Source organism: Fodinibacter luteus, assembly GCF_039541575.1.
GTDB classification, from domain to species: domain Bacteria; phylum Actinomycetota; class Actinomycetes; order Actinomycetales; family Dermatophilaceae; genus Fodinibacter; species Fodinibacter luteus.
Window position 1 is genome coordinate 18,505 of sequence record NZ_BAABGM010000004.1, and the last position, 24,508, is coordinate 43,012.

General features: G+C 72.6%; 19 protein-coding genes. 6 read left to right on the forward strand and 13 right to left on the reverse strand.

The features are described from left to right. Positions 1 to 28 precede the first annotated feature (28 nt). Entirely contained in the window at positions 29 to 2,191 is a 2,163-nt protein-coding gene (glgX, locus tag ABD899_RS04445; protein ID WP_345202771.1) for a glycogen debranching protein GlgX, read from the forward strand. On the opposite strand, the gene ABD899_RS04450 is transcribed toward glgX, so the two are convergent. Continuing rightward, a complete protein-coding gene (locus tag ABD899_RS04450; RefSeq protein ID WP_345202774.1) occupies positions 2,167 to 2,718 on the reverse strand; it encodes a hypothetical protein in 552 nt (183 codons plus the stop codon). The genes glgX and ABD899_RS04450 overlap by 25 nt on opposite strands. 24 nt (positions 2,719 to 2,742) lie before the next feature. Continuing rightward, positions 2,743 to 5,325 carry an alpha-glucan family phosphorylase gene (gene glgP / locus ABD899_RS04455; RefSeq protein ID WP_345202775.1) on the reverse strand — a complete coding sequence of 861 codons (2,583 nt, stop codon included), beginning with the start codon at positions 5,323 to 5,325 and terminating at the stop codon, positions 2,743 to 2,745. Between the two features lie 132 nt (positions 5,326 to 5,457). Between glgP and ABD899_RS04460 the strand changes: the two genes are divergently transcribed. Genes ABD899_RS04460 through glgB form a run of 4 tightly spaced genes read left to right on the forward strand, consistent with a single transcriptional unit; the run spans position 5,458 to position 12,878 of the window. Next, complete coding sequence (locus tag ABD899_RS04460) at positions 5,458 to 7,485, forward strand: alpha-1,4-glucan--maltose-1-phosphate maltosyltransferase (protein WP_345202778.1); 2,028 nt, start codon at positions 5,458 to 5,460, stop codon at positions 7,483 to 7,485. A gap of 14 nt (positions 7,486 to 7,499) precedes the next feature. Beyond that, a complete protein-coding gene (treS, locus tag ABD899_RS04465) occupies positions 7,500 to 9,233 on the forward strand; it encodes a maltose alpha-D-glucosyltransferase (protein ID WP_345203002.1) in 1,734 nt (577 codons plus the stop codon). Next, positions 9,226 to 10,683, forward strand: coding sequence for a maltokinase N-terminal cap-like domain-containing protein (locus ABD899_RS04470; protein WP_345202781.1), 1,458 nt, complete (start codon positions 9,226 to 9,228; stop codon positions 10,681 to 10,683). The genes treS and ABD899_RS04470 overlap by 8 nt, the downstream gene beginning before the upstream one ends. Then, positions 10,680 to 12,878: a 1,4-alpha-glucan branching protein GlgB gene (gene glgB / locus ABD899_RS04475; protein ID WP_345202783.1), complete on the forward strand. Its 2,199-nt coding sequence runs from the start codon at positions 10,680 to 10,682 to the stop codon at positions 12,876 to 12,878. The genes ABD899_RS04470 and glgB overlap by 4 nt, the downstream gene beginning before the upstream one ends. 78 nt (positions 12,879 to 12,956) lie before the next feature. Here the strand turns inward: glgB and ABD899_RS04480 are convergent, their stop codons facing one another. Genes ABD899_RS04480 through sqr form a run of 3 tightly spaced genes read right to left on the reverse strand, consistent with a single transcriptional unit; the run spans position 12,957 to position 15,160 of the window. Continuing rightward, complete coding sequence (locus ABD899_RS04480) at positions 12,957 to 13,496, reverse strand: DsrE/DsrF/DrsH-like family protein (protein ID WP_345202786.1); 540 nt, start codon at positions 13,494 to 13,496, stop codon at positions 12,957 to 12,959. A 58-nt stretch (positions 13,497 to 13,554) separates the two neighbouring features. Continuing rightward, on the reverse strand, positions 13,555 to 13,869 hold the full coding sequence (locus ABD899_RS04485) for a TusE/DsrC/DsvC family sulfur relay protein (protein WP_345202788.1): 315 nt from the start codon (positions 13,867 to 13,869) through the stop codon (positions 13,555 to 13,557). Between the two features lie 46 nt (positions 13,870 to 13,915). Continuing rightward, positions 13,916 to 15,160, reverse strand: coding sequence for a type III sulfide quinone reductase, selenoprotein subtype (gene sqr / locus ABD899_RS04490; protein WP_345202790.1), 1,245 nt, complete (start codon positions 15,158 to 15,160; stop codon positions 13,916 to 13,918). Between the two features lie 183 nt (positions 15,161 to 15,343). Between sqr and pgm the strand changes: the two genes are divergently transcribed. Further along, positions 15,344 to 17,008, forward strand: a complete 1,665-nt coding sequence (pgm, locus tag ABD899_RS04495; protein WP_345202793.1) for a phosphoglucomutase (alpha-D-glucose-1,6-bisphosphate-dependent) — start codon at positions 15,344 to 15,346, stop codon at positions 17,006 to 17,008. A 257-nt stretch (positions 17,009 to 17,265) separates the two neighbouring features. Here the strand turns inward: pgm and ABD899_RS04500 are convergent, their stop codons facing one another. The 8 genes from ABD899_RS04500 to ABD899_RS04535 form a co-directional block, all read right to left on the reverse strand. Next, a complete protein-coding gene (locus ABD899_RS04500; protein ID WP_345202795.1) occupies positions 17,266 to 17,784 on the reverse strand; it encodes a helix-turn-helix domain-containing protein in 519 nt (172 codons plus the stop codon). 129 nt (positions 17,785 to 17,913) lie between these two features. Then, on the reverse strand, positions 17,914 to 19,182 hold the full coding sequence (locus ABD899_RS04505) for an ATP-grasp domain-containing protein (RefSeq protein WP_345202797.1): 1,269 nt from the start codon (positions 19,180 to 19,182) through the stop codon (positions 17,914 to 17,916). A 23-nt stretch (positions 19,183 to 19,205) separates the two neighbouring features. Continuing rightward, positions 19,206 to 19,952: an esterase family protein gene (locus ABD899_RS04510; RefSeq protein ID WP_345202799.1), complete on the reverse strand. Its 747-nt coding sequence runs from the start codon at positions 19,950 to 19,952 to the stop codon at positions 19,206 to 19,208. A 97-nt stretch (positions 19,953 to 20,049) separates the two neighbouring features. Then, the gene (locus ABD899_RS04515) at positions 20,050 to 21,093 is read right to left on the reverse strand and encodes an alpha/beta hydrolase-fold protein (RefSeq protein ID WP_345202802.1); all 1,044 of its coding nucleotides are present in this window, start codon (positions 21,091 to 21,093) and stop codon (positions 20,050 to 20,052) included. Between the two features lie 5 nt (positions 21,094 to 21,098). Further along, positions 21,099 to 22,085, reverse strand: coding sequence for a co-chaperone YbbN (locus tag ABD899_RS04520; protein ID WP_345202805.1), 987 nt, complete (start codon positions 22,083 to 22,085; stop codon positions 21,099 to 21,101). A 35-nt stretch (positions 22,086 to 22,120) separates the two neighbouring features. Further along, complete coding sequence (locus ABD899_RS04525) at positions 22,121 to 23,152, reverse strand: DUF8094 domain-containing protein (RefSeq protein WP_345202807.1); 1,032 nt, start codon at positions 23,150 to 23,152, stop codon at positions 22,121 to 22,123. Further along, positions 23,149 to 23,817 (reverse strand): hypothetical protein, encoded by a 669-nt coding sequence (locus ABD899_RS04530; protein WP_345202810.1) that lies wholly within the window; start codon positions 23,815 to 23,817, stop codon positions 23,149 to 23,151. The genes ABD899_RS04525 and ABD899_RS04530 overlap by 4 nt, the downstream gene beginning before the upstream one ends. A 152-nt stretch (positions 23,818 to 23,969) precedes the next feature. Next, positions 23,970 to 24,485, reverse strand: coding sequence for a MarR family winged helix-turn-helix transcriptional regulator (locus ABD899_RS04535; protein ID WP_345202811.1), 516 nt, complete (start codon positions 24,483 to 24,485; stop codon positions 23,970 to 23,972). Positions 24,486 to 24,508: the final 23 nt, after the last annotated feature.

Genomic DNA, 24,508 nt, shown 5'->3' on the forward strand with positions numbered 1-24,508 from the left:
ACCGTAGCCAGTCACTAGGCTCCCCTCCATGCCGCCCTGGTCCCACCCCACGACCGTCTCGCCGGGCCCCCTGACCCGCGACCTGGCCCCTCGCCCCGGGGTGACGCTCGTCGACGGTGGCGCCGACGTCGCGGTCTACGCGGGGCACGCCGACACCGTCGAGCTGTGCCTCTTCGACCCGGGGGACGACGACGGCACGAGCGAGCGCCGGGTGCCGCTGCGCGAGCGCGCCCACGGGTGGTGGTTCGCCTTCGTCCCGGGCGTGCGTGCCGGGCAGCGGTACGGCGTGCGCGTCCACGGGACCTGGGACCCCGACCAGGGCCTGCGGCACAACCCGGCCAAGCTCCTCCTCGACCCCTACGCCCGGGCGGTCGAGGGCGAGGTCCGGTGGGGGCCGGAGGTCCACGGGCACGTCGTCAACAAGAGCTGGCACGGCGACGGCGAGCTGCGCTCGGACCTCGACAGCCGGGGCCACGTGCCCCGGTGCGTCGTCGTCGACGACCGCTTCGACTGGGAGGACGACGTCCCACCGAACCGGTCGCGCAGCGAGAGCGTCATCTACGAGATGCACGTGCGCAACCAGACCGTGCTCCACCCCGACGTCCCCCCGGGGCTGCGCGGCACGTACGCCGGCCTCGCGCACCCGGCATCCATCGCCCACCTCACCTCCCTCGGGGTGACGGCCGTCGAGCTGCTGCCCGTCCACGCCTTCACCCACGAGCCGCACCTCGTGCGCCGTGGGCTGACCAACCACTGGGGCTACAACACCCTCGCCTTCTTCGCACCGCACGCGCCCTACGCCGCGGCGAGCGAGCCGCAGGGCGTCGTCGACGAGGTCAAGGGCATGGTCAAGCTGCTGCACCGGGCGGGCATCGAGGTCATCCTCGACGTCGTCTACAACCACACGGCGGAGCAGGACCGCACCGGCGCCACCCTGTCGTGGCGGGGGCTGGACCAGCGCGCCTACTACCGGCTCGACGAGCGGGGCCGCGAGATCGACGTCACGGGGTGCGGCAACACCCTCGACCTGCGCCACCCCGTCGTGTGCCGGATGGTGCTCCACTCGCTGCGGCACTGGGTGCAGGAGTACCACGTCGACGGCTTCCGGTTCGACCTCGCGGTGGCGCTCGGGCGCGGGCGGGGTGACGACTTCGACCCCGACCACCCGTTCCTCGTGGCCCTGCGCGCCGACCCGGTGCTCTCGGGCGTCAAGCTCATCGCGGAGCCGTGGGACGTCGGGATCCACGGCTGGCGCACCGGCCAGTTCCCCCCGCCCTTCATGGAGTGGAACGACCGGTACCGCGACGCGGTGCGCCGGTTCTGGGTCGGGGACGTGCGCGCCCTGCGGCACCACCGCCCCGGCCACGGCCTCCAGGAGCTCGCGACCCGGCTGGCCGGGTCGCGGGACCTGTTCGGCCACCGCGACCGCGGCCCGACGGCGTCGGTCAACTTCGTCGCCGCCCACGACGGGTTCACCCTCGCCGACCTCGTCGCCTACGACCACAAGCACAACGAGGCCAACGGCGAGCACAACCGCGACGGCAGCCACGGGAACGGCTCGTGGAACCACGGTGTCGAGGGGCCGACCGACGACCCCGAGGTGCTCGCCGGGCGGCGGCTCGCCATGCGCAACCTGCTCGGCACCCTCCTGCTGTCCACCGGCGTGCCCATGCTCAACGCCGGCGACGAGCTCGGGCGCACCCAGGGCGGCAACAACAACCCGTACTGCCAGGACAACCCGACGACGTGGGTCGACTGGGACCTCGACCCCTGGCAGCTCGACCTCCTCGCGACGACGAGCCACCTCATCGGGGTGCGCCAGGCCCTGCCGGTGCTGCGGCAACGGGTGTGGGCCCTCGGGAGGCAGGTCACCGACGACGGCACCCGCGACATGGAGTGGTACGCCGCGGACGGCGACCCCATGGGCGGGCGGTGGGCCGACGGGCACCGGGTCGTGCAGCTGTACGTCGCCGGGGCATGGATGGGCTGGGACTCCGCCCTCCTCGTCGTCAACGGGGGTACCGGCGCCGTCGAGGTCACGCTGCCCGCCCCGCCCGGTGTCACGGCCTACCGGCTGCTGTGGGACAGCGTGTGGGAGCGGCCGCAGCACGGCGGGGAGCCCGTCAGCCCCGGCCCCGTCCTCGTCGACGCGACGAGCGTGCGGGTCTACGCGGCATCCGCGCTGGGCTGAGTCGCACCGGCGAGCCAGCCGGCCCGCTGCACCCGGTGCACGAGGACGACCGTGACGATCCCGACGACGACGAGGCCGAGGTAGCCCAGGGCGTAGAGGGGCCCGAGCGGCGTCGACAGGCCGACGAGACCGACGAGGCGCACGAGGCCGGCGACGGGGGCGCCGACCCGGATGCCGCCGCTCCACCGCCGCGTGTCGCTGTCGCCGTCGACGGGAGCGAGGTCGCGGATGCCGGTGGCGAGCTGGTGGAGGAGGAGGACCGTCACGAGCACCTCGACGAACACCGCTCCCCACACGACTCCGGCCTGGTCGACGAAGAGCGGCGTGCCGGTGACGAGGGCGACCGGGATGCCGGCCGCCGCCGCGGCACGCGCCCGGACGAACGCCGGGTGGACCTGCGCGGCCCCGGCGAGGCCGATGACGAGCCACGCGTACCCGACGACGTCGGGCAGGACGTCCCAGCCGAGGAGCGGGAGGTCGAGCACGACGACGAGGAGCCCCCAGGCGGCCCACGCGAAACGGGTCATGGCGCCCACCCTAGGGCCGCCGCGTCAGGCGTTGGCGACCAGCCCGAGCTCGCTCGGCCGGGCGAGCCCGTCGTGGCGGGGCAGCACGCGCACCGTGTAGCCGAACGCGCCGGAGGAGCGCAGCACGAGGTCGCCGGCGAACTGGTGGCGGCCGTGCTCGTAGGCCTCGACGTGGGCGAGCGGCACCGAGGCGACGTCGTGCAGCTCGTCGCCGTGGTGGTTGGTCCGCCCGTGGACGACCTGCACCTCGACGTCGTCGGGCGTGAGGTCACCGAGCGAGACGTAGGTCGTGACGTGCAGCGTCTCGCCGAGCTCGGGGGTGTCGCCGACGCCGGAGGACTCGACGTGGTCGACGTGCACGTCGCCCCACGCGGCCCGGGCGCGCGCCTTGTACTGCGCGAGGTCCCTGGCCCCCGCGTAGCCGCCGTCCGCCTTCGCCCAGCCGGAGCGGGCGGCCGGGACGTAGAGCTGCTGGGTGTAGTCGCGCACCATCCGGCTGGCCCGCACCTTCGGGCCGAGGGTGGTCACGGTGTGCATCATCATCGACAGCCAGTTCTGCGGCAGGCCCTGCTCGTCGACGTCGTAGAAGCGCGGTGCGACCTGGCTCTCGACGAGGTCGTAGAGCGCGTTGGCCTCGATGTCGTCGCGTCGCTCGGGGTCCTCGACGCCGTCAGCGGTCGGGATCGCCCAGCCGTTCTTGCCGTCGAACCACTCGTCCCACCAGCCGTCGAGGATGGACAGGTTGAGCGCGCCGTTGAGCGCCGCCTTCATGCCGGAGGTGCCGCAGGCCTCGAACGGGCGCAGCGGGTTGTTGAGCCAGACGTCGCAGCCCGGGTAGAGGTGCAGCGCCATCGCGATGTCGTAGTTCGGGAGGAAGACGATGCGGCGGCGCACCTCCGGGTCGTCGGCGAACCGGACGAGCTGCTGGATGAGCTGCTTGCCCGTCTCGTCGGCCGGGTGCGCCTTGCCGGCGATGACGAGCTGGACCGGGCGGTCGGGGTCGAGGAGCAGCTTCCTGAGCCGGTCGGGGTCGCGCAGCATGAGCGTGAGCCGCTTGTAGGTCGGCACGCGGCGGGCGAAGCCGATGGTGAGCACGTCGGGGTCGAGCACCTTGTCGGTCCACGCGAGCTCGGCCGGCGACGCGCCGCGCTCGAGCCACGACTGCCGGGTGCGGCGGCGGGCCTCGGCGACGAGCTGGGAGCGCATCGCGCGCTTGGCCGCCCACACGGCGTCGCGAGGGACGGTCGCGAAGGACTCCCAGGACTCCTGGGTGTCGAGCTGGTGGACGTCGGCGTGGGTGCGGGCGAGCTCGAAGACGGTGCGGTCGACCCACGTCGGGCCGTGGACGCCGTTCGTGATCGAGGTGATCGGCACCTCGTCGTCGTCGAATCCGGGCCACAGGCCGTCGAACATCTCGCGGCTCACGACGCCGTGCAGCTGGGAGACGCCGTTCGCGCGCTGCGCGAGGCGCAGGCCCATGACGGCCATGTTGAACATGCCGGACGAGCCACCCTCGTAGGTCTCGGCGCCGAGCGCGAGCAGGCGTTCCACCGGCACCCCCTCGAGGGCCTGGGCCCCGCCGAAGTACAGCTCGATGAGCGAGGCGTCGAACCGGTCGATGCCGGCCGGCACCGGGGTGTGGGTCGTGAAGACGGTCGCGGAGCGCACCGCCTCGAGGGCCGCGTCGAAGGTCATGCCCTCGGCGCGCACGAGCTCGCTGATCCGCTCGATGCCGAGGAAGCCGGCGTGCCCCTCGTTCGCGTGGTAGACGTCGGGCGTCGGCGTGCCACTGACCCGCGACCACAGCCGCAGCGCACGGACCCCACCCATGCCGAGGAGCATCTCCTGCTGCAGGCGCAGCTCACCCCCGCCGCCGTAGAGGCGCTCGGTGACCGAGCGGCCGGCGTCGTCGTTCTCGCGCACGTCGGTGTCGAGGAGGAGCAGGGGCACGCGGCCCACCTGGACGCGCCAGACGTGCGCGTGCAGCTGGCGGGCGCCGGGCAGGGCGATGGTCACGAGCCCGGGGGTGCCGTCCTCCTCGCGCACGAGCGACATGGCCAGCCCGTCGGGGTCGAGGACGGGGTAGTCCTCCTGCTGCCAGCCGTCGCGGTTCAGGCTCTGGCGGAAGTAGCCGGTCTTGTAGAACAGCCCGACGCCGATGATCGGCACCCCGATGTCGGACGCCGCCTTGAGGTGGTCGCCGGCGAGGATGCCGAGGCCGCCGGAGTACTGCGGGAGCGCCGCGGTGATGCCGAACTCGGCGCTGAAGTAGGCGATCGCCGACGGCACGCCGTCGGCCTCCTCGCGGCCCCACTGCTGGTACCAGCGGTCCTCCCCGAGGTAGCGGTCGAGGGCCTCCTTGGCGCGGGAGACCGCGTCGACGAAGGCCGGGTCGGCGGCCAGTCGCTCGAGCTCCTCGGGCGAGACGGCCGAGAGCATGGCGACCGGGTCGTGGCCGACGGCGTCCCAGCGCGCCGCGTCGATGGACGCGAAGAGGTCGCGCAGCGGGGGGTGCCAGCTCCACCTCAGGTTCATCGCCAGCTCGCCGAGGGCGGCGATCGGGGCGGGCAGGACGGGTCGGACGCTGAAGCGGCGGATGGCCTTCACGAGGGGCCATCGTAGGGCATTGCTTAAACGCTTACATCCGGATCTTTCAGCGACCCGTCAGGATCTTGCACCGTGGGATCGCGTCGCCCCGTGGACGTGTCGTGCGGCCCTCCCGGCCGGTAGGTTCGATCCGTGACTGCCGCCCCTCGAACCACTGCCCCCCAGCACCCGATCGGCCGCATCCCCGTCCTCGACGTCAGGCCGTGCGTCGACGGCGGCGCCCGACCGGCGAAGTGCGTCGTCGACGAGGTCTTCACCGTCGTCGCCACCGTCCTGCGCGAGGGGCACGACGCCGTCAACGCCTCCGTCGTGCTCACCGACCCCGACGGGGTCGAGCACGTGCGGCCCATGGTCTGCACGAACCCGGGCCTGAACACCTGGGAGGCCGAGGTCGCCGCCGACCGCACCGGGTGGTGGTCCTACCGAGTCGAGGGGTGGTCCGACCCCTACGGCACGTGGGAGCACGACGCGACGATCAAGGTCCAGGCCGACGTCGACACCGAGCTCATGCTCGAGGAGGGTGCCCGCGTCCTCGAGCGGGCGCGCGACGAGGTCGCCCGCACGCCCGCCCAGGTCGCGGTGCTCGACGACGCGATCCACGGCCTGCGCGACGCGACCCGGCCTGCGGCGGTCCGCCTCAAGGCGGGCACCGACACCTCGGTCGAGGCCGAGCTCGCGACCCGCCCGCTGCGCGACTGGGTCACCCCCTCGGCCGAGCTCGCGCTCCTCGTCGAGCGCGAGCTGGCCCTGTCCGGCGCCTGGTACGAGATCTTCCCGCGCAGCGAGGGAGCGACGTACGACGACAAGGAGCACCGCTGGTCCTCGGGGACCCTGCGCACGGCAGCGCAGCGGTTGCCGGCCGTCGCCGCGATGGGCTTCGACGTCGTCTACCTCACGCCGATCCACCCCATCGGCCAGGCGGCGAAGAAGGGGCCGAACAACACCCTGGACTCCCGCCCCGAGGACCCGGGCAGCCCGTACGCCATCGGCTCCCCCGACGGGGGCCACGACGCCATCCACCCCGAGCTCGGCACCTTCGCCGACTTCGACGCGTTCGTCGCCGAGGCCGAGCGGCTCGGCCTCGAGGTCGCGATGGACCTCGCGCTCCAGTGCTCCCCCGACCACCCCTGGGTGCGGAGCCACCCGGAGTGGTTCACGACCCGGGCCGACGGCACCATCGCCTATGCCGAGAACCCGCCGAAGAAGTACCAGGACATCTACCCGGTGAACTTCGACAACGACCCCGCGGGCATCTACGCCGAGGTGCGCCGGGTCGTCCAGGTGTGGATCGACCACGGGGTGAAGATCTTCCGGGTCGACAACCCCCACACCAAGCCCGTCGAGTTCTGGCAGTGGCTCATCCAGGACGTCGCGAAGGACCACCCCGAGGTCATCTGGCTCGCCGAGGCCTTCACGAAGCCCGCGATGATGCACACCCTCGGCAAGGTCGGCTTCCAGCAGAGCTACACGTACTACGCGTGGCGCAACAGCGCCCACGAGCTGCGCGAGTACCTCACCGAGCTCTCCGGCGAGGCCGCCGCGTACATGCGGCCGTCGTTCTGGCCGACGACGCACGACATCCTCACCCCGTACATGCAGTTCGGCGGCCCCGCCGCGTGGAAGCTGCGTGCCGTCCTCGCCGCGACCCTCGTGCCGACCTACGGGATCTACGCCGGCTACGAGCTCATGGAGCACGTCGCGCGTCCGGGCGCCGAGGAGCAGATCGACAACGAGAAGTACGAGTACAAGAACCGCCGCTGGGAGGACTACGAGCCCGGGGGCGCCAAGGAGGGCCGGTCGCTCGCCGGCTGGCTCACGATGGTCAACGACATCCGCCGGGCGCACCCCGCGCTGCACCGGCTGCGCGACATCCGCTTCCACCACGTCGACGACGAGAACTTCCTCGCCTTCTCCAAGCGGCGCGTCCTGCCCGACGGCACCGACGACGTCGTCGTCGTCGTCGCGAACCTCGACCCGCACTCGACGCGGGCCACGACGCTGCGCCTCGACATGGCCGCCCTCGGCCTCGAGGCCGGCGACTCGTTCGAGGCCCTCGACCACGTCACCGGCTCGACCTGGGTCTGGCAGCGCGACGTGTACGTCCGCCTCGGCCCCGAGGTCGAACCCGTCCACGTCGTGGCCGTGAGGAAGCCCTGGTGACCGCCATCGCCGGGATGGGGCACTCCACCCCCGGGCTCGGCGCCAACCAACCCGGCCTGCGGCACGACCCGGAGTGGTTCCGCACCGCCGTGTTCTACGAGGTGCTCGTGCGGGCCTTCGGCGACAGCACCGGCTCGGGCGAGGGCGACTTCGCCGGCATCGTCAACCGCCTCGACTACCTCCAGTGGCTCGGCGTCGACTGCCTGTGGCTGCCGCCCTTCTACGCGAGCCCGCTGCGCGACGGCGGCTACGACATCTCCGACTACACCCAGGTGCTGCCCGAGTTCGGCACCCTGCCCGAGTTCCGCGAGCTCATCACCCAGGCGCACGCACGCGGCATCCGCATCATCACCGACTTCGTCATGAACCACACGAGCGACCAGCACCCGTGGTTCCAGGCCTCGCGCAGCGACCCCGAGGGCCCGTTCGGCGACTTCTACGTGTGGTCCGACACCGACGACCGGTACACCGACGCCCGGATCATCTTCGTCGACACCGAGACCTCGAACTGGACCTTCGACCCGATCCGGCGGCAGTTCTTCTGGCACCGCTTCTTCAGCCACCAGCCCGACCTCAACTTCGAGAACCCGGCCGTCCACGAGGCGATGTTCGACGTCGTGCGCTTCTGGATGGACATGGGCATCGACGGCTTCCGCCTCGACGCCGTGCCCTACCTGTACGAGGAGGAGGGTCACAACGGCGAGAACCACCCGCGGACCCACGAGTTCCTCGCGTCCCTGCGGGCCATGGTCGACCGGGAGTACCCGGGTCGCATCCTGCTCGCCGAGGCCAACCAGCCCCCGCGGGACGTCGTCGACTACTTCGGCACCGAGGAGGCGCCGGAGTGCCAGATGTGCTTCCACTTCCCGGTCATGCCGATGCTCTACTACTCGCTGCGCGAGGAGCGGGCGGCCCCGATCGTCGACGTGCTCGCCGACACGCCGCCGATCCCCCCGGGCACGCAGTGGGGGACGTTCCTCCGCAACCACGACGAGCTGACCCTCGAGATGGTCACGCCCGAGCAGCGGGCCGCGATGTACGGCTGGTACGCGCCCGACCCCCGGATGCGGGCCAACGTCGGCATCCGCCGTCGCCTCGCCCCCCTCCTCGACAACAGCCGCCCGGAGTTCGAGCTCATCCACGCCCTCCTGCTCTCCCTGCCCGGCTCGCCGTGCCTGTACTACGGCGACGAGATCGGGATGGGCGACAACATCTGGCTCCACGACCGGGATGCCGTCCGCACGCCGATGCAGTGGACCCCGGACCGCAACGCCGGGTTCTCGACCGCCGACCCGGGCAAGCTCTACCTGCCGGTCGTCCAGTCGCTCGTCTACCACCACAACCACGTCAACGTCGAGGCCCAGATGGCGAGCGGGTCCTCGCGCCTGCACTGGGTGCGCGGCATGCTCGCCGTGCGCCGCGAGCACCCCGTCTTCGGGGTCGGCGACTTCGAGGTGTGCGGGTCGACGAACGACCGGGTGCTGCCCTTCGTGCGGGTCGACCGGCGCGACCGCGACACCGAGGACCGCTCGGCGCTGGCCGTGCTGTGCGTCAACAACCTCTCGTCGCGCCCCCAGGCGAGCACCGTCACGCTGCCCGAGGAGCTGTGGGACTGGGAGAGCCGTGACCTGTTCGGGGGCAGCGGCTTCCCGGACATCGCCCCCGACGGCACGATCACGCTCACGCTGGGCTCGCGCGACTTCTACTGGCTCGCGCTCGCGCCCCGCCGAGGTGAGCCCCGTGGCTGAGGTCATCGGCACCGCCACGCTGCGCCCGGGCAAGCTCGAGCTCGTCTCCTCGTGGATGGGCTCGCAGCGCTGGTACGCCGCCAATGGACGCCAGCCCCGGCTGCGCCTCCTCGCGGCGTGGCGCCTCGACGACCCCCAGGGCGAGGTGGGCGTCGAGACGCTCGTCGTCGCGGACGAGGCCGGCGCCGACCCGGTCGTCTACCAGGTGCCCCTGACCTACCGGGGCGAGCCGCTCGGCAGTGCCGACCACGCCCTCGTCGGCACGATGGAGCACTCCGCGCTCGGCCACCGCTGGGTCTACGACGCGCCCCACGACCCGGTCTACGCCGCGCAGCTCCTCGAGCTCGTCCAGGGCCGGGTGCGGGCGCAGTCGTCGTCCTCCTCGGACACCCCCGAGGAGTCGGTCGCCGGGGTGCCGCAGCAGAGCTGGGGCCGCGAGGTCCGGGTGCGCACCGCGCGGGTGCTCTCCGGTGAGCAGTCGAACACCTCGGTCATCCTCGACTGCGACCTCCCGGACGGCCACCACGTCCCCCTCATCGTCAAGGTCTTCCGGATGCTCTCACCGGGGGCCAACCCCGACGTCGTCCTCCAGGGCGCGCTCGTCGACGCGGGGTCGAGCCGCGTCCCGGCCGTCGTCGGCGCGGTGACCGGGCACTGGCCGCACCCGGGAGCGGACGGCGACCACCCGGCATCCGGGCACCTGGCCCTCGCCCAGGAGTTCCTGCCGGGCGTCGAGGACGCCTGGCGGGTCGCGCTGCGCGCCGCGGAGGCGGGCACCGACTTCGTGGCACCGGCCCGGGCGCTCGGCGACGCCACCGCCGAGGTGCACCGCACGCTCGCCGAGGTGCTCGGCACCGAGCCGACGAGCCCGCAGCAGGCCGGCGCGATCGTCGCCGGGATGCGCGACCGGTTCGACGCCGCCGTCGCCGAGGCGCCCGAGCTCGAGGAGGTCCGCGGGTCGGTCGACGCCGTGCTGCGCGTGGCCGCCGCGGCGCCGTGGCCGCCCCTGCAGCGCATCCACGGCGACTACCACCTCGGCCAGGTGCTGCACTCCCCCGACCGGGGGTGGGTGCTCCTCGACTTCGAGGGTGAGCCGCTGCGCCCCCTCGCGGAGCGCTCGCTGCCCGACCAGTGCCTGCGTGACGTCGCGGGGATGCTGCGCAGCTTCGACTACGTCGGGGGCACCCTCGAGCAGGTGCACGGGCGGTCGGCCCGCTCGTGGGTACGCGCGGCCCAGGACGCGTTCCTCGACGGCTACGCCGCCCGCGCCGGCGAGGACCCGCGCGCGCGCACGGCGCTGCTCGCCGCCTTCGAGCTCGACAAGGCCGTGTACGAGGTCGTCTACGAGGCCCGCAACCGGCCGGGGTGGCTCCCCATCCCGCTCGGTGCCGTGCGCCGGCTCACCACCCACTTCGCGCAGGACCCGACCACGCAAGGAGACCCGTCGTGACCCCCACCCCCAGCCCCGAGGTCGGCGGCGCGATCACCGCGCTCGTCCAAGGACGCCACCAGCAGCCGCACGACCTGCTCGGCCAGCACCTCGAGCCCGGGGGGCTGCGCATCCGCGTGCTCAAGCCGCTCGCCCGCTCCGTGCGCGTGCGCTTCGAGGACGGCGCGGAGCTCGAGCTCGCCCACGAGGCCGAGGGGGTGTGGACCGCGGTGCGCACCGACGCGACCCGCACGATGGACTACCGGCTGCTCGTCGCGTGGGCCGACGGCATCGAGCACCTCCAGGACGACCCGTACCGCTTCGCGCCGACCCTCGGCCAGGTCGACCTGCACCTCGTCAACGAGGGCCGGCACGAGCAGCTGTGGACCGTCCTCGGGGCCCGGGTGCGCGAGTACGACGGGCCGATGGGGTCGGTCCAGGGGGTCTCGTTCGCCGTGTGGGCGCCGCGGGCCAAGGCCGTGCGCGTCATCGGCGACTTCAACGACTGGGACGGGCGGGTGCACCCGATGCGCCTCCTCGGCGCCTCGGGGGTCTGGGAGCTGTTCGTGCCGGCCGTCGGGGTCGGCCACGTCTACAAGTTCGAGATCCGCGGGGCCGACGACGTCGTGCGCACGAAGGCCGACCCGATGGCGCGGCGCACGGAGACCCCGCCGAACACCGGCTCGGTCGTCGACGAGTCCACCCATGCGTGGCAGGACGCCGCCTGGATGGAGCAGCGCGCGCTCGGCACCGCGCACGACGGGCCGATGAGCGTCTACGAGGTGCACCTCGGGTCGTGGCGCCAGGGGCTGGGCTACCGCGAGCTCGCCGAGCACCTCGTCAACTACGTCAGCGACCTCGGCTTCACCCACGTCGAGCTGCTGCCCGTCATGGAGCACCCCTACGGCCCGTCGTGGGGCTACCAGGTGACCGGCTACTACGCCCCCACCGCGCGCTTCGGCACCCCGGACGACTTCAAGTACCTCGTCGACGCCCTCCACCGGGCCGGCATCGGGGTCATCCTCGACTGGGTCCCCGGGCACTTCCCCCGCGACGCGTTCGCGCTCGCCCGCTTCGACGGCCTCGCCCTCTACGAGCACCCCGACCCGCGGCGCGGCGACCAGCCCGACTGGGGCACGCACGTGTTCGACTTCGGCCGGCTCGAGGTGCGCAACTTCCTCGTCGCCAACGCCCTGTACTGGCTCGAGGAGTTCCACGTCGACGGCCTGCGGGTCGACGCCGTCGCCTCGATGCTCTACCTCGACTACTCGCGCAAGGACGGCGAGTGGATCCCGAACGTCCACGGCGGCCGCGAGAACCTCGAGGCGATCGGCCTGCTCCAGGAGGCCAACGCGACGGCCTACAAGCGCGTGCCAGGCATCGTGACGATCGCCGAGGAGTCGACGTCGTGGCCCGGCGTCACGAAGCCGACGTCCTTCGGCGGCCTGGGCTTCGGGCTCAAGTGGAACATGGGCTGGATGAACGACACCCTGCGCTACGTGCACGAGGAGCCGATCCACCGGCAGTACCACCACAACCTGCTGACCTTCTCGCTCATGTACGCCTTCAGCGAGAACTACCTCCTGCCGATCAGCCACGACGAGGTCGTCCACGGCAAGGGGTCGCTGCTCAACAAGATGCCCGGCACCCGCGACGAGCAGCTCGCGACGGTGCGGGCCTTCCTCGCGTACATGTGGTCCCACCCCGGCAAGCAGCTGCTCTTCATGGGGTGCGAGTTCGCGCAGCCGGGCGAGTGGGCCGACGGACGCTCGCTCGACTGGTGGCTGCTCGACCACGCGGCCCACTACCGGGTGCACAACCTCGTCAAGGAGCTCAACTCCCTCTACCGCGCGCACCCCGCGCTCTGGGCGCTCGACTCGCAGCCGGCCGGGTTCCGGTGGCTCGACGCCGACGACAACACCGGCAACGTGCTGTCGTACCTGCGCTTCGCCCGCGCCGACCAGCAGGGCGACGTCGTGGCGACGGCGGTCAACTACAGCGGGGACGACAAGGCGTGGGTGCGCATCGGCGTGCCCCGCGGCGGGCGCTGGGAGGTCGTCCTCGACACGAGCGGCTTCGACGAGGCGAGCAGCCCGAGCACGGCCGGTGTCGTCCACGAGGCGGAGCCGACGCCGTGGCACGACCAGCCCTTCTCTGTCACGGTGCGCCTCGCGCGGCTCGCGACCGTCTACCTCGCGCCCGTCGCCGAGGGCTGAGGCACGAGGAGGGCCCGGCGGGAGAGGAGTCCCGCCGGGCCCGTGCCCGTGCCGTCCGGCCCGACCCAGGGCAGTGGGTCAGATGAACAGCAGCTGGGCACCCTCGGTGAGCTCGATGAAGTCGCTCGCCGAGATGATCGCCTCGACCCCGTCGTAGAGGTCGTCCTCGGTCAGGTGGTTCATGTCCGCGGACATGCGGCACGCCCACATGTGAACGCCGGAGCCGGTGAGCATCTCGAGGAACTCGGGGACCTCGGGGACGTCGAGCTCCGCGATCTGCTTCTTCATCATCTTCGTCGCGGCCTTCGTCGCCCCGGGAAGGGCGCCGAGCATGTGGTGCACGCCCATTCCGCTGTGGCCCGGAGGGTGCATCGCGGTGTTGCCGACGAAGGAGAACTGCAGGTCGCCCATCGTCTGCTTGGTGATGATGTCGAAGCCCCAGAAGGTGAAGAACATGTGCGTCTCGACACCTTCGCCGACGGCGGCGTTCGCGAGGATGAGGCCCGGGTAGGCCATGTCGAGGTTGCCCTTGGAGCAGATGATGGCGAGCTTGCGACCCTCGCTGCCGGGGGTGTCGAACGAGGGGACGATGGCCGGTGCGGCCTCGGTGGTGGTCATGGGTGCGCTCCTTCGCGCTGGACGTGGACCGGTGGGGGTGGGATGCCGGCGCGCGGCGTCAGACGCAGCCCTTGGGCTTGGGCAGGCCGGAGACGTAGGCCATCTTCTTCGCCGGCTTGCCCGGGAAGAGGCCGAAGAGCGCCTTGACGGGCGTCCCCGTCTGCGTCGAGACCCGGCGCAGCGTGGCGGTCTCGCCCTGGGCGGCGTAGTCGTCGCGCAGGAAGCGGATGAGGGTCCAGTGCGCGTCGGTGAGCTCGAGGCCGATGAGCGCGGCGAGCTCGGGCGCGAGCTCCTCGCTCCACTGCGCGGGGTCGGTGAGGAACCCCTCCTCGTTGACGTCGACGGCGTGCCCGGCGATCGTGGTGGTGGTCATGTGCGTGTGTCTCCTCTGGGTGTCAGGCGGGGTTCGTGTCGGCGTCTCAGGCGGGGTTCTTGCCGGCCATCGACATCTCGGCCTTCAGGCCGAGGGGACGGCCCGGGAGCAGGGCGTTCCAGTAGACGTGGCGGAACGCGAGCTTGCCGAGGTGGTTGGCGCGGGACTCACCGAGCAGCGTCATGGGGCCGACCTTGGGGAAGGGGAAGTGACCGGTCAGGGGCTCGGTGTCGTAGTTGAAGTCGAGGAGGAGGGCCTTGCCGTGCCCGGACTCCACGAAGCAGTTGGCGTGCCCGTCGAAGGAGCGGGTCATCGGCCGGCCGTGCACGTGGTCGAGGAAGTTCTCGACGAAGACCTCGACCGAGAAGTGGGCGACCGAGCCGGCCTTGGAGGTCGGCAGGTTGCCGGCGTCGCCGAGGGCCCAGATGTCCGGGTGGGCGGTGGACTGCATCGTGTGCTTGTCGACGGGGACGTAGTTGAGCTCGTCGCCCAGGCCCGAGCGGGCCACGAAGTCGGCGCCCATGTTGAGCGGGATCGTCACGAGCTGGTCGTAGGCCACCTCGCGCTCGTCGTAGGACACGAGCACCTTGCGCTCCTGGTCGATGCGCTCGACCATGAAGTCCGGCTCGACGACGACTCCCTTGTCCTCGAGGATGTTCCCGAGCGCCCTGCTCGCGACGGGCTTGGTGAAGGCGCCGTCGAGCGGGGTCACGAACACGAGCTCGGTGCGCTCGCGCAGGCCGCGCCTCGTGAGCCAGTCGTCGGCGAGGAAGGTGAACTCGAGCGGGGCGACGGGGCACTTGATCGGCAGCTCGGTGATGTGGACGACGAGCCGGCCGCCGGTGAACGTCGCGAGCTGGTCGCGCAGGGCCACCGCGCCGTCGTACGTGTAGAACTCGCCGACCTCCTTGTGCCACTGCGGGCCGAGGGTCCCCTCGGTCTGGTCCGGGCGGGGAGTCGTGCCCGTCGCGATGACGAGCTGGTCGTAGGCGAGCACCCGGCCGTCGCCCAGGTGCACCGCGCGGGCGGCGGGGTCGACCCGGTCGACCTCCCCCATGACGAGGTCGATGCCGGCCGAGATGAGCGGCCGCTTGCGGCGGCGGATCTGCTCGGGCGTGTTGATCCCGAAGGGGATGAACAGGTAGCCGGGCTGGTAGTCGTGGATGTCGTCGCGGTCGACGACGGTGATCGTCCAGTCCGTGGCGGGCAGCTCACGGCGGAGCTTGTTGACGACCATCGTGCCGGCCGTTCCCGCGCCCAGGACCACGAGGTGCTTGGTGGGGGTGGTCATGAATCCGATGATACCCCCGTGGGTATCGACTCCTACAGCGCGTAGGAGACCTTGGGCCTGTGATCTCGCCGACACCCGACGGTCGTCGCCGTCGCCGTGGCCGCGAGGCAGACCGAGAACCCGCCCTCCGACGAGCACCCGCTCCACCTGTCGCCGGTGGGACCCCTCTGCAAGGATCGGGCCATGAACGCGCCCCGCGCCGGCCAGCCCGCGCAGCCCTCGGACCTCGTCGACGTCGCCGCCCTCGTCACGGCGTACTACACCCGCGAACCCGACCCCGAGAACGTCGACGAGCAGGTCGCGTTCGGTACGTCGGGCCACCGCGGCTCGAGCCTGCGCACCTCCTTCAACGAGGCGCACATCCTCGCGACGACCCAGGCGATCTGCGAGTACCGCCGCGACCGGGGCTTCGACGGGCCGCTGTTCATCGGGCGCGACACCCACGGGCTGTCCGAGCCGGCCTGGTCGACGGCGCTCGAGGTGCTCGTCGCCAACGACGTCACGGTGCTCGTCGACGCCGCCGACCGCTACACCCCCACCCCGGCCGTGTCGCACGCCATCCTCACCGCCAACCGCGGCAAGGTCGCGGGCGTCGACGCCATGCCCGGGGGCACCGGCCTCGCCGACGGCATCGTCGTCACGCCCTCGCACAACCCCCCGAGCGACGGGGGGTTCAAGTACAACCCGCCGCACGGCGGGCCGGCCGACTCCGACGCGACGTCGGTCATCGCGGCCCGGGCCAACGAGCTCATCCGGGGTGGGCTCGCCGACGTGCGACGGATGCCGTTCGCTCGCGCCCGCGCGGCCGTCACCTCCTACGACTTCCTCGGCAGCTACGTCGACGACCTGCCGAGCGTGCTCGACCTGGACGCGGTGCGCTCGGCCGGTGTCCGGATCGGCGCCGACCCGCTCGGCGGGGCGGCCGTCGACTACTGGGGCGCCATCGCCGAGCGCCACCGTCTCGACCTCACCGTCGTCAACCCGCTCGTCGACGCGACGTGGCGGTTCATGACCCTCGACTGGGACGGCAAGATCCGGATGGACTGCTCCTCCCCCTCGGCGATGGCGAGCCTCATCGCGCAGCGCGACACCTACGACGTCGCGACCGGCAACGACGCCGACGCCGACCGCCACGGCATCGTCACCCCGGATGCCGGCCTGATGAACCCCAACCACTACCTCTCGGTCGCGATCCAGTACCTCTACGGCGGCGCCCGGCCGCACTGGCGCGAGGACGGGTTCATCGGCAAGACGCTCGTCTCGAGCTCGATGATCGACCGGGTCGCCGCCGACCTCGGCCGTCGCCTCGTCGAGGTGCCCGTGGGGTTCAAGTGGTTCGTGCCGGGGCTGCTCGACGGATCGGGCCCGTTCGGCGGCGAGGAGTCGGCCGGTGCGTCGTTCCTGCGGCGCGACGGCTCGGTGTGGACGACCGACAAGGACGGCATCCTGCTCGCCCTGCTCGCCTCCGAGATCCTCGCGCGCACCGGGATGAGCCCGAGCGAGCACTACCACTCGCTCGTCCAGCGGCACGGCGAGCCCGCCTACGCCCGGATCGACGCCCCCGCGAACCGGGCCGAGAAGAGCAAGCTCGCCGCCCTGTCACCCGACGACGTCACCGCCGACACCCTCGCGGGTGAGCCGATCACGGCCAAGCTCACCCGGGCCCCCGGGAACGACGCGGCGATCGGCGGGCTCAAGGTCGTCACGGAGTCGGCGTGGTTCGCCGCCCGACCGAGCGGCACCGAGGACGTCTACAAGATCTACGCGGAGTCCTTCCGCGGCGCCGACCACCTCGCCCAGGTGCAGGCCGAGGCCCGGGACGTCGTGTCGGCGGCGCTCGGCAGCTGAAAGCTCGGGGCGCGGGACCGGGTTGCCCACGCGTGCGATCATGGGTGCGTCAGGGTGTCTTCACGAGGCTCGACACTGCTGACCCCCAGCGCAGCACTGTCGAGCCCGCGCCCCACCCCTCACCCCACCCATCGACACTGCTGACCCCCAGCGCAGCACTGTCGAGCCTGCGCCCGAGCCCTCACCCGACCCATCGACACTGCTGATCCCCAGCGCAGCACTGTCGAGCCTCCTGGCCGACCCCTTGCTGCGGGCTGTCACCCTCCCTGCGCCTCCGGATCGGCGTCGCCGGTCACGAAGGCGGCCTCCCCCGCCGCCGCCTCCCCCGCCGCCGCCTCCCTCTCGCGGTCGAGCTGGGCGCGCAGGTCGGCGCGCCAGCCGCGCCGGGTGTAGGACCAGTTCGGCGCCAGCGGGTTCGGCTTGTCGCGGTACCGCAGCCACCAGTGCAGGGGCGGGCGCTCGAGGACGTCCTGGTCGAGGTGCGCCGGCAGGTGCCGGTGGGCCCGGTCCACGACGTGCTCCTGCGGCACCTCGACCTCGGCCCAGTCCTCCGGGTGGGACACCACGACGGCGAGCCGGAACCCCATGCCCCGCAGGACACCGTCGACCCGACCCAGCGCCGGTGCGACGTGACCGCTCTCCCGCCGGCCGACCTTCGCGCGATCCCAGCCGAGGGCCTCCGCCAACTCTCGCTGGCTCAGGCCGAGCCGACGACGGGCCAGTCGGAACGCGACGCCGACGGCATCCTCGGGGTCGTCGTACGGGGCGAGGTCCATGCCGCCACCCCACACCCCGGCTCGTTCCCCGGTCCACCCCGCTGCCGGGTCTGGGGACGGCGGCTCACCTGCGTCACGCCTGTGGACGCTCCGTGCTGCAACCCCGTCGCTCGCGCGAGCCTCCCGCCGTCACCCGGTCGCGGTCCCCGCACCGCGGATCCGGCGCTCGTCGGTCACCCACATCCCGAGCAGCCCGCCGAAGTGCGCCTCGAAGCGCTCCCACTCCTGCGGCGGATAGGTCTGGTGGATCGTCGACTGGAGCAGGGTGCGGAAGTCGGGCCCGTCGATCCAGTCGAGCACCATCTCGTCGACGTGGGGCAGCGTCGACTCGCAGAACGCCCGGTATCGCTCGGTCTCGAAGTACTCGTCGGCGAGCGCCTGGTACGCCGCGAGCTTGCCCTCGTAGTCGAGGACGTCGTCGTCGGCGACGGCGAACCAGGGCCCGGTGTCGACCTGGGTGCGCGGCCGGCGCCCGGTGACGACGCAGTACGCGGTCCACCGCAGCAGCGCCTTCATCGCCCAGGGGAAGTAGTAGTGCAGGGACGTCACGGCGACGTCGGGGCACGCGTTCGCGTAGTCGATCGGGTGGACGACGCCGTCCTTGACGAGCATCTCGCAGGAGTTGAACTCCCACCGGAAGAACGCGTTGACGGTCTGCGAGATCGTGATCGCCTCGCGCCCGACCTCCTCGCTGAGGAAGCCGTGGGTGACGGCGTAGCGCTCGTGCATCGGCTCCTCGGGGCGGAACTTCATGACCATCGTCTCCGGCCCGATGGTCAGCGAGCGGGCGAAGTGCTCGTAGTCGGGAACCGAGGCCTGCAGGTGCATGAGCATCTCGCCGGAGTCGTCGTACGAGCGGTGCAGCTCGGCCCGGTCCCGGACCTGCGAGACCCCCCGCCAGCCACCGCCGTCGAAGGGCTTCATGTACAGCGGGTAGCCGAGCGGCTCGGCGACCTCGTCGAGGTCGAAGGAACGGTTGTAGCGCGCCGAGGTGTAGGCCCAGCGTGCGTTGTCGACGGGGTGCTTGTACGGCACGAGGACGGTCTCCGGGACGTTCATGCCGAGCCGCATGAGGGCGCAGTACGCCGAGTGCTTCTCCATCGACTGGAACGTGAACGGGCTGTTGAGCAGGTAGACGTCGTCCATGAGGGCGACCTTCTTCAGCCACTCCCGAGGGTGGTAGTACCAGTGTGCGAGCCGGTCGATGACGAGCTCGTGGCGGGCCCGGTCACGCAGGTTGAACGGCTCGATGGTCAGCCGCTCGGTCGTCACGGTGTGCGTGCCGCCGTCGGGTGCCCTGAGCACTCCGAGGCGCCGTGCCAGGGCCTCGAACGCCGTGGGCCAGTCCTCCTCGGCGCCGAGGAGCAACCCGACGAGGTGGTCGGTCGTGGGGGCCATGGCGGTCTCCTTCGTCGGTCGGGTCAGACGAACCGGTGCAGGTGGTGGGCGAGCTGGCGCTGCCACCACGGCCAGTCGTGGGCGCTGTCGAAGCCCCACACGTCGAGCTCGTGGCGGATCCCCTTGCGGGCCAGCACCTCGGCGAACTCCCTCGTGGCCGGCAGGGATCGCGTCGGCGACACCTCGAAGGGTCCCTGCCCGACGACGAGCACCACCGACACGCGCGAGCGGATCCAGTCGAGGTGGTCGCCCTCCATGTTGGCGACGTAGGCCATCGGGTTCGCGAAGTACGTCGCGTCGCCGAGCTCGCCCCACCCGTTCCACGTCGTGGAGTCGTAGTTGCCCGACAGGCCGATGGCCAGCGGGGCGACGTCGGCGCGCTGGAAGGTCAGGTGCACGGCGTGGTAGGCCCCGAGCGACACCCCGGCCGTGATGACCTCCTGCCCCCCTCCGACCTCGTCGAGCACCCAGGGCAGGACCGCCTGCGAGAGCCACGCCGTGTAGGCCTGGCCGCGCCGGGCCCGCTCCTCGGTCGGCACGTCGTTCGCGGACCAGGTCCACCCGTCGACCGAGTCGACGCAGAACAGGCTCACCCGACCGGCATCGACGAGGGACCGCACGGCCTCGAGCATGCCGTTGCCCTCGGCGTCACGGGCCGAGCCGGCCTCGGAGGGGAAGAGCAGCACCGGGCGCCCCCACGAGCCGTACCGCACCACCTCGAGGTCGGCGTCGTGGCCGGGCACCGCCAGCCGCACCGACGTCGTCTCCATGCGACCCCACCCTGCCGGTCGCCACCCTCCCCCGCAACCACCGGATGTGAACGGACCGTCGGGGCACCGCCGCCGGGATGCCGGTCATCGCGCCCCTTCAGCCGGGCCGGCCCCAGACCGTGCGCAACACGTCGGTGAGGCCCGGGTCGAGGGCGTCGCGCCAGGCCGTGTAGTTGTGCAGGTCGGGGACCTCGCGCAGGACGACGTCGTGCCCGGCACGGCGCAGCGCGGTCGCCATGTCGCGGTTGTTCGCCAGGTTCTCCTCGAGGGTGCCGCACGACATGCCGACGGTGAGCGGGTGGTCGGCGTGCCGGGTGTCGAGGACGGCCTGCACGAGGCGTGAGATCCGCCCGAAGTAGCGGAAGCCGCTCTCGGAGACGTCGCGCCGCACCTGGAAGAACGAGCCGGACTGGGCGTAGACGCCCCCGACCCGTGGCGCCGCGAGCAGGCCGAGGAGCAGCGCGGTGAGTCCCCCGAGGCTCGCACCGACGACGACGACCGGGCCGCGCACGGCGTACCGCGCGCCGAGCGCGTCGAGGCCGGCCGCCGCGATGGTGCGCAGGTACTGCGGCGATCCGGAGTACCACGAGTCGCGGATGACCGGGTGGGCCAGGGCGACCCGGTGCGGTGGCAGCTGTCCGGCCCCGACGAGGGCGGCGCTGTACGTCGTGAGGGACGCGAGCTGGTCGTACTCCGGGCCGTCGTGGACGAGCAGGAGCGGGGCGGGCTCGTCGTCCGGCAGGTCGTCCGGGCTCCACACCGTGACCGGCACCTCGTGGGCGGTCTCCCCGGAGAGGGTGAGCGGTTCGAGCCGGCTGGGCACCGCGGGGGCGGCGAGCCACCACGGCGGGAGGTACCCGGGCAGCTCCGCGACGGAGCGCTCGCCGAACGCCGTGCGCACCGTGACCGGGTTCGTCGGGTCGAGCACGACCTCGACCTCGTCCCCCCGCCCCACGGCGAAGCGGTACTCGAGACGGCACAGCGGCGGGCGCGGCAGGTCGAGGACCCAGCCCTCGCCGTCGCGCCGGAACTCGCGCGGGCCCGCGACCACCCGGTCGCACTGGAGGACGACCCCCGTCACGAGGGGGTCCGCCGGGACGAACCGGAACCGGAGGTGGTCGTCGAGGAGCTTCGGGGGCACCAGCGTCAGAAGAGGGCGCTCATGAGGGCGGTGCGGCCCTTGCGCACCCGCTCGTCCTGGGCGCCGACGACCGCGAACAGCTCGAGCAGGTGGGTGCGGGCCCGGTCGCGCTCGTCCCCGGACGTCGTGCGGACGAGGTCGAGGAGGCGCGCGAACGCGTCGTCGACGTGCCCGCCGAGGACGTCGAGGTCGGCGACGACCGTCGCGGCTGCGACGTCGGTCGGGTCGGCCGCCGCGGCCGCCCGTGCGGCGGCGAGGTCGACGCCCTGGGTGCGCTGCATGAGCCGCACCTGGGCGAGGCCGAGCTCGGCGTCGTGGTCCTTGGGGTCCTCGGCGAGGGCCTGCTCGTAGGCGGCGGCGGCCGCGGTGAGGTCGCCGCGCTCGATCGCCTCGAAGGCCGCCTCGTGCAGCGGCGGCAGCTCGTCGGGCTCCGCCCCGGCGACCGGTTCGAGCTCGACCCGCCCGGTGATGCCGTTCTGCACCGCCGCCTGGAGCAGCTGGTCGACGACCGCGCGCACCTCCGGCTCGGGCTGGACACCGGGGAAGAGCGGCACCGGCTGGCCCTGGAGGAGACCGAAGGCCGCGGGCACGCTCGGCTGGCCGAAGGCCTGCACGAGGAGCGGCTGGAAGGCCTGGAGCAGCTCGGGCGAGGCCGACAGGTCGGCGCTCAGGACGAGGACGCGGCCCTCGAGGGAGGCGGCGACCCGCACGACGGTGTCGAGCAGCTCGCGGGTCGCGGGGTACGCCGAGCCCCACAGGACGAGGACGCCGGGCACCTGGAGGGTGCGGTTGAGCGCCTCCTGCAGGGTGGCGGCGTCGACGTCGACGACGAGCCCGCCGGGGACGACGGGGCGCTCGGGCGCCGGACCACCGGGCACCGGGCCGGCCGGCATCCCGCTGCCCGTCGTCGCGGGTGTCGGCGCGGTCATCCCGGCGACGGCGGACAGGTCGACGGCCCCGCGGGTGCCCGCAGGGGGAGTGGTCTCGCTCATGGTCCCGATTCTGTCAAAGGAGGGTGGTGCGCGGGTCAGCGGCCCGTGCCGGAGACGAGCAGCTCGCTCGCCCCGATGACCTCGGCCTTGCCCGCTGGGGGGACGACCATGACGAAGGGCTCGAGGCTGTTGAGGGTGAGCGACTTCGTCACCTTCTTCTTCCCGGTGAGCTTCGCGTACTCCGCGGGGAGGACGAGCTCCTTCGCCGTCGGCTTGACCGCCAGCGTGTCCGTGCGCTTGAGGTGGCCGAAGACGACGGCTCCCCCGTCGGCGAGGCGGAAGGTCACCGCGTCGTCGAGGCGCGGCTCGTGGGTCTGGGTCAGCGTGCCGAGCTTGCCGAGCGCCTTGGTCTGGGCGGCCGCCGTCGCCTTGAGCCCGGTCGCGAAGGGGTCCTCGACCGAGACGAGCTCGCTGGCCTTGGGCTTGGGGTGGGCGATGGCCGCGGCGTACGCCCCGACGGCGTCCTCCGGCGACACGGGCAGGCCCTCGCCGTCGGAGACCTCGATCATCGGGGAGCCCGCGTTCTCGGCGGCGACGGCCGGCAGCTCGGCCCCGCCGAACATCGGCACGCTCGCGGCAACCCGGAACGGCTCGTCCGGCTCCTCGGACAGCAGCACGTGCAGGTGCTGGGTGCTCGTGTCCTCGTCGAGGGTCGAGGCGAGGATGGCCCGCGGCCACTCGCGGCCCTGCGACTGCGCGACGACGGTGGGCGTCGGGGCGGCGGCCAGCTCCGTCGCATCGGACCCGGCTGCTCGACCGGCCACGGCCGTGGCGAGGGTGAGGGCATCGCCCGAGAGCACCTCGGCCCGGGCCTCCTTCGACGCCTTCGGGTCGGCGTCGAGCGCGTCGCGCTCGGCGAGCAGCCGGGCGGCGACGGCGGCGGCGCCATCGGTGTCGAGCGGCGCCGAGACCGACTGCTCGGCGGGTGCGGGGTGGAGCCCGACGAGGGCGTCCTGGGCGCCGCAGCCGGTGAGCACGAGGGCGCTCGCGAGGATGCCGGTCGCGGCGAGGCGGGTCAGGGCACGGCGGGGCAGGGGGTGGGCGGGGGGCTGGGGGGACGGGGTCATCGGGTGACCTCCTCGGGGTCTCGGTGGCCGGTGGCCGGCTCGGGGGCCAGCGGCTCGTCGGGGACGTCGGCCCGCTCCCCGCGTGGCCAGAGCAGGGCGCCGCCGGCGAGCAGGAGGAAGACCCCGACGAGCACCGCGATGACGGCCTCGACGAACCAGGTCTTGTCGACGACGGTCATGGTCAGGGTGCGCAGCTCGCCACCCTCGGTGGCGACGACGAGGGTCTCGGGCGCCTCGTCCTGCTCGACGGTGAGCGTCACCGCCGCGGGGGCGTCGTCCTGCTGGCGCCACAGGTCGGCCGCCCCGAGCTCGGGGGCCTCGCCGGAGCCGGTCGTGCGGGTGAGCAGGGCCCAGTCGCGCACCGACACGCCGGTCACGTCGACGTGCCGGGAGTCCCCGACGACCGCCGCCGCGTCCGAGGGGTTGGCGAGCGCCATCCACACGGTGGCGCCCTCCGCCGCGGTGGCCGTGACGACGACGTCCTCGTCGACCCGGTTGAGGACGTCGGGGCGGATGAGCACCGGGTCGGTCGTCCCGGGCCGGGCGGTGAACTCGGCGGTCCCCGAGGCTCCCAGCTGGGCCGCGAACCAGGCGCCGACCACGGTGAGCACGAGGCCGGCGAGGGCCAGGAGCGCACCGGCGACGCGCGTGACGATCGTGGTCATGGGGGGCTGTCCTTCGGGGGTGCGGGGGCGTCCCGGACGCTCGTCCGGGGTCAGGGCTGCCTTCAACCATGACAAACGGCCCGGCGTCCGGACAAATCCCCGGCCCGTCCGGCGTGACCCACGCCACGTCGCCCGCGGACCGCGCCGTGCCCTCAGGCGTCGAAGTCGCGGGCGCCGACGCGCACCGTACGCAGCAGCTCGAAGAGGGCGCGGTGCGCGTCGTCGTCGAGCATCCCGAGCCCGAAGTCGACGGCCTCGAGGTCGGCGGTGACCGCCTCCATCGCCTCGCGCCCGGCATCCGTGATGACCGCGAACGCCCCCCGCCGGTCGGTGGGGTTGGGCACCCGCTCGACGAACCCCTGGGCCACGAGCCGCTGGACGATGTTCGTCGCGCTCGTCGGGTGCACCATGAGCCGCTCGCCGATCCGCGACATGGACAGCCGCCCGGAGCGGCTGAAGGCGAGCAGGACGAGGGCCTCGTAGCGCGCGAAGGTCAGCCCGTGCCGCCCGGCGATGGCGTCGAACCGGGCGAGCAGCAGCTGCTGGACGCGCATGATCGAGGTCGCCGTGGCCATCGACAGCGACCGCGAGTCCGCGCCCCAGCGGGCGCGCCACAGCTCGCTCGCCCGGGCGATGGGGTCGAAGGGCAGGCGCACCGGCTCGCTCACACCGAGCACGGTAGCCGAGCGAG

What these genes read in the sequence shown, in the direction of transcription:
- glgX (WP_345202771.1), top strand. Translation starts at nt 29, where the DNA reads ATGCCGCCCTGGTCCCACCCCACGACCGTCTCGCCGGGCCCCCTGACC.
- ABD899_RS04520 (WP_345202805.1), bottom strand. Translation starts at nt 22,085, where the DNA reads ATGAGCGAGACCACTCCCCCTGCGGGCACCCGCGGGGCCGTCGACCTG.
- ABD899_RS04525 (WP_345202807.1), bottom strand. Translation starts at nt 23,152, where the DNA reads ATGACCCCGTCCCCCCAGCCCCCCGCCCACCCCCTGCCCCGCCGTGCC.
- ABD899_RS04485 (WP_345202788.1), bottom strand. Translation starts at nt 13,869, where the DNA reads ATGACCACCACCACGATCGCCGGGCACGCCGTCGACGTCAACGAGGAG.
- ABD899_RS04480 (WP_345202786.1), bottom strand. Translation starts at nt 13,496, where the DNA reads ATGACCACCACCGAGGCCGCACCGGCCATCGTCCCCTCGTTCGACACC.
- ABD899_RS04510 (WP_345202799.1), bottom strand. Translation starts at nt 19,952, where the DNA reads ATGGAGACGACGTCGGTGCGGCTGGCGGTGCCCGGCCACGACGCCGAC.
- ABD899_RS04500 (WP_345202795.1), bottom strand. Translation starts at nt 17,784, where the DNA reads ATGGACCTCGCCCCGTACGACGACCCCGAGGATGCCGTCGGCGTCGCG.
- sqr (WP_345202790.1), bottom strand. Translation starts at nt 15,160, where the DNA reads ATGACCACCCCCACCAAGCACCTCGTGGTCCTGGGCGCGGGAACGGCC.
- treS (WP_345203002.1), top strand. Translation starts at nt 7,500, where the DNA reads ATGGGGCACTCCACCCCCGGGCTCGGCGCCAACCAACCCGGCCTGCGG.
- ABD899_RS04530 (WP_345202810.1), bottom strand. Translation starts at nt 23,817, where the DNA reads ATGACCACGATCGTCACGCGCGTCGCCGGTGCGCTCCTGGCCCTCGCC.
- pgm (WP_345202793.1), top strand. Translation starts at nt 15,344, where the DNA reads ATGAACGCGCCCCGCGCCGGCCAGCCCGCGCAGCCCTCGGACCTCGTC.
- ABD899_RS04505 (WP_345202797.1), bottom strand. Translation starts at nt 19,182, where the DNA reads ATGGCCCCCACGACCGACCACCTCGTCGGGTTGCTCCTCGGCGCCGAG.
- ABD899_RS04450 (WP_345202774.1), bottom strand. Translation starts at nt 2,718, where the DNA reads ATGACCCGTTTCGCGTGGGCCGCCTGGGGGCTCCTCGTCGTCGTGCTC.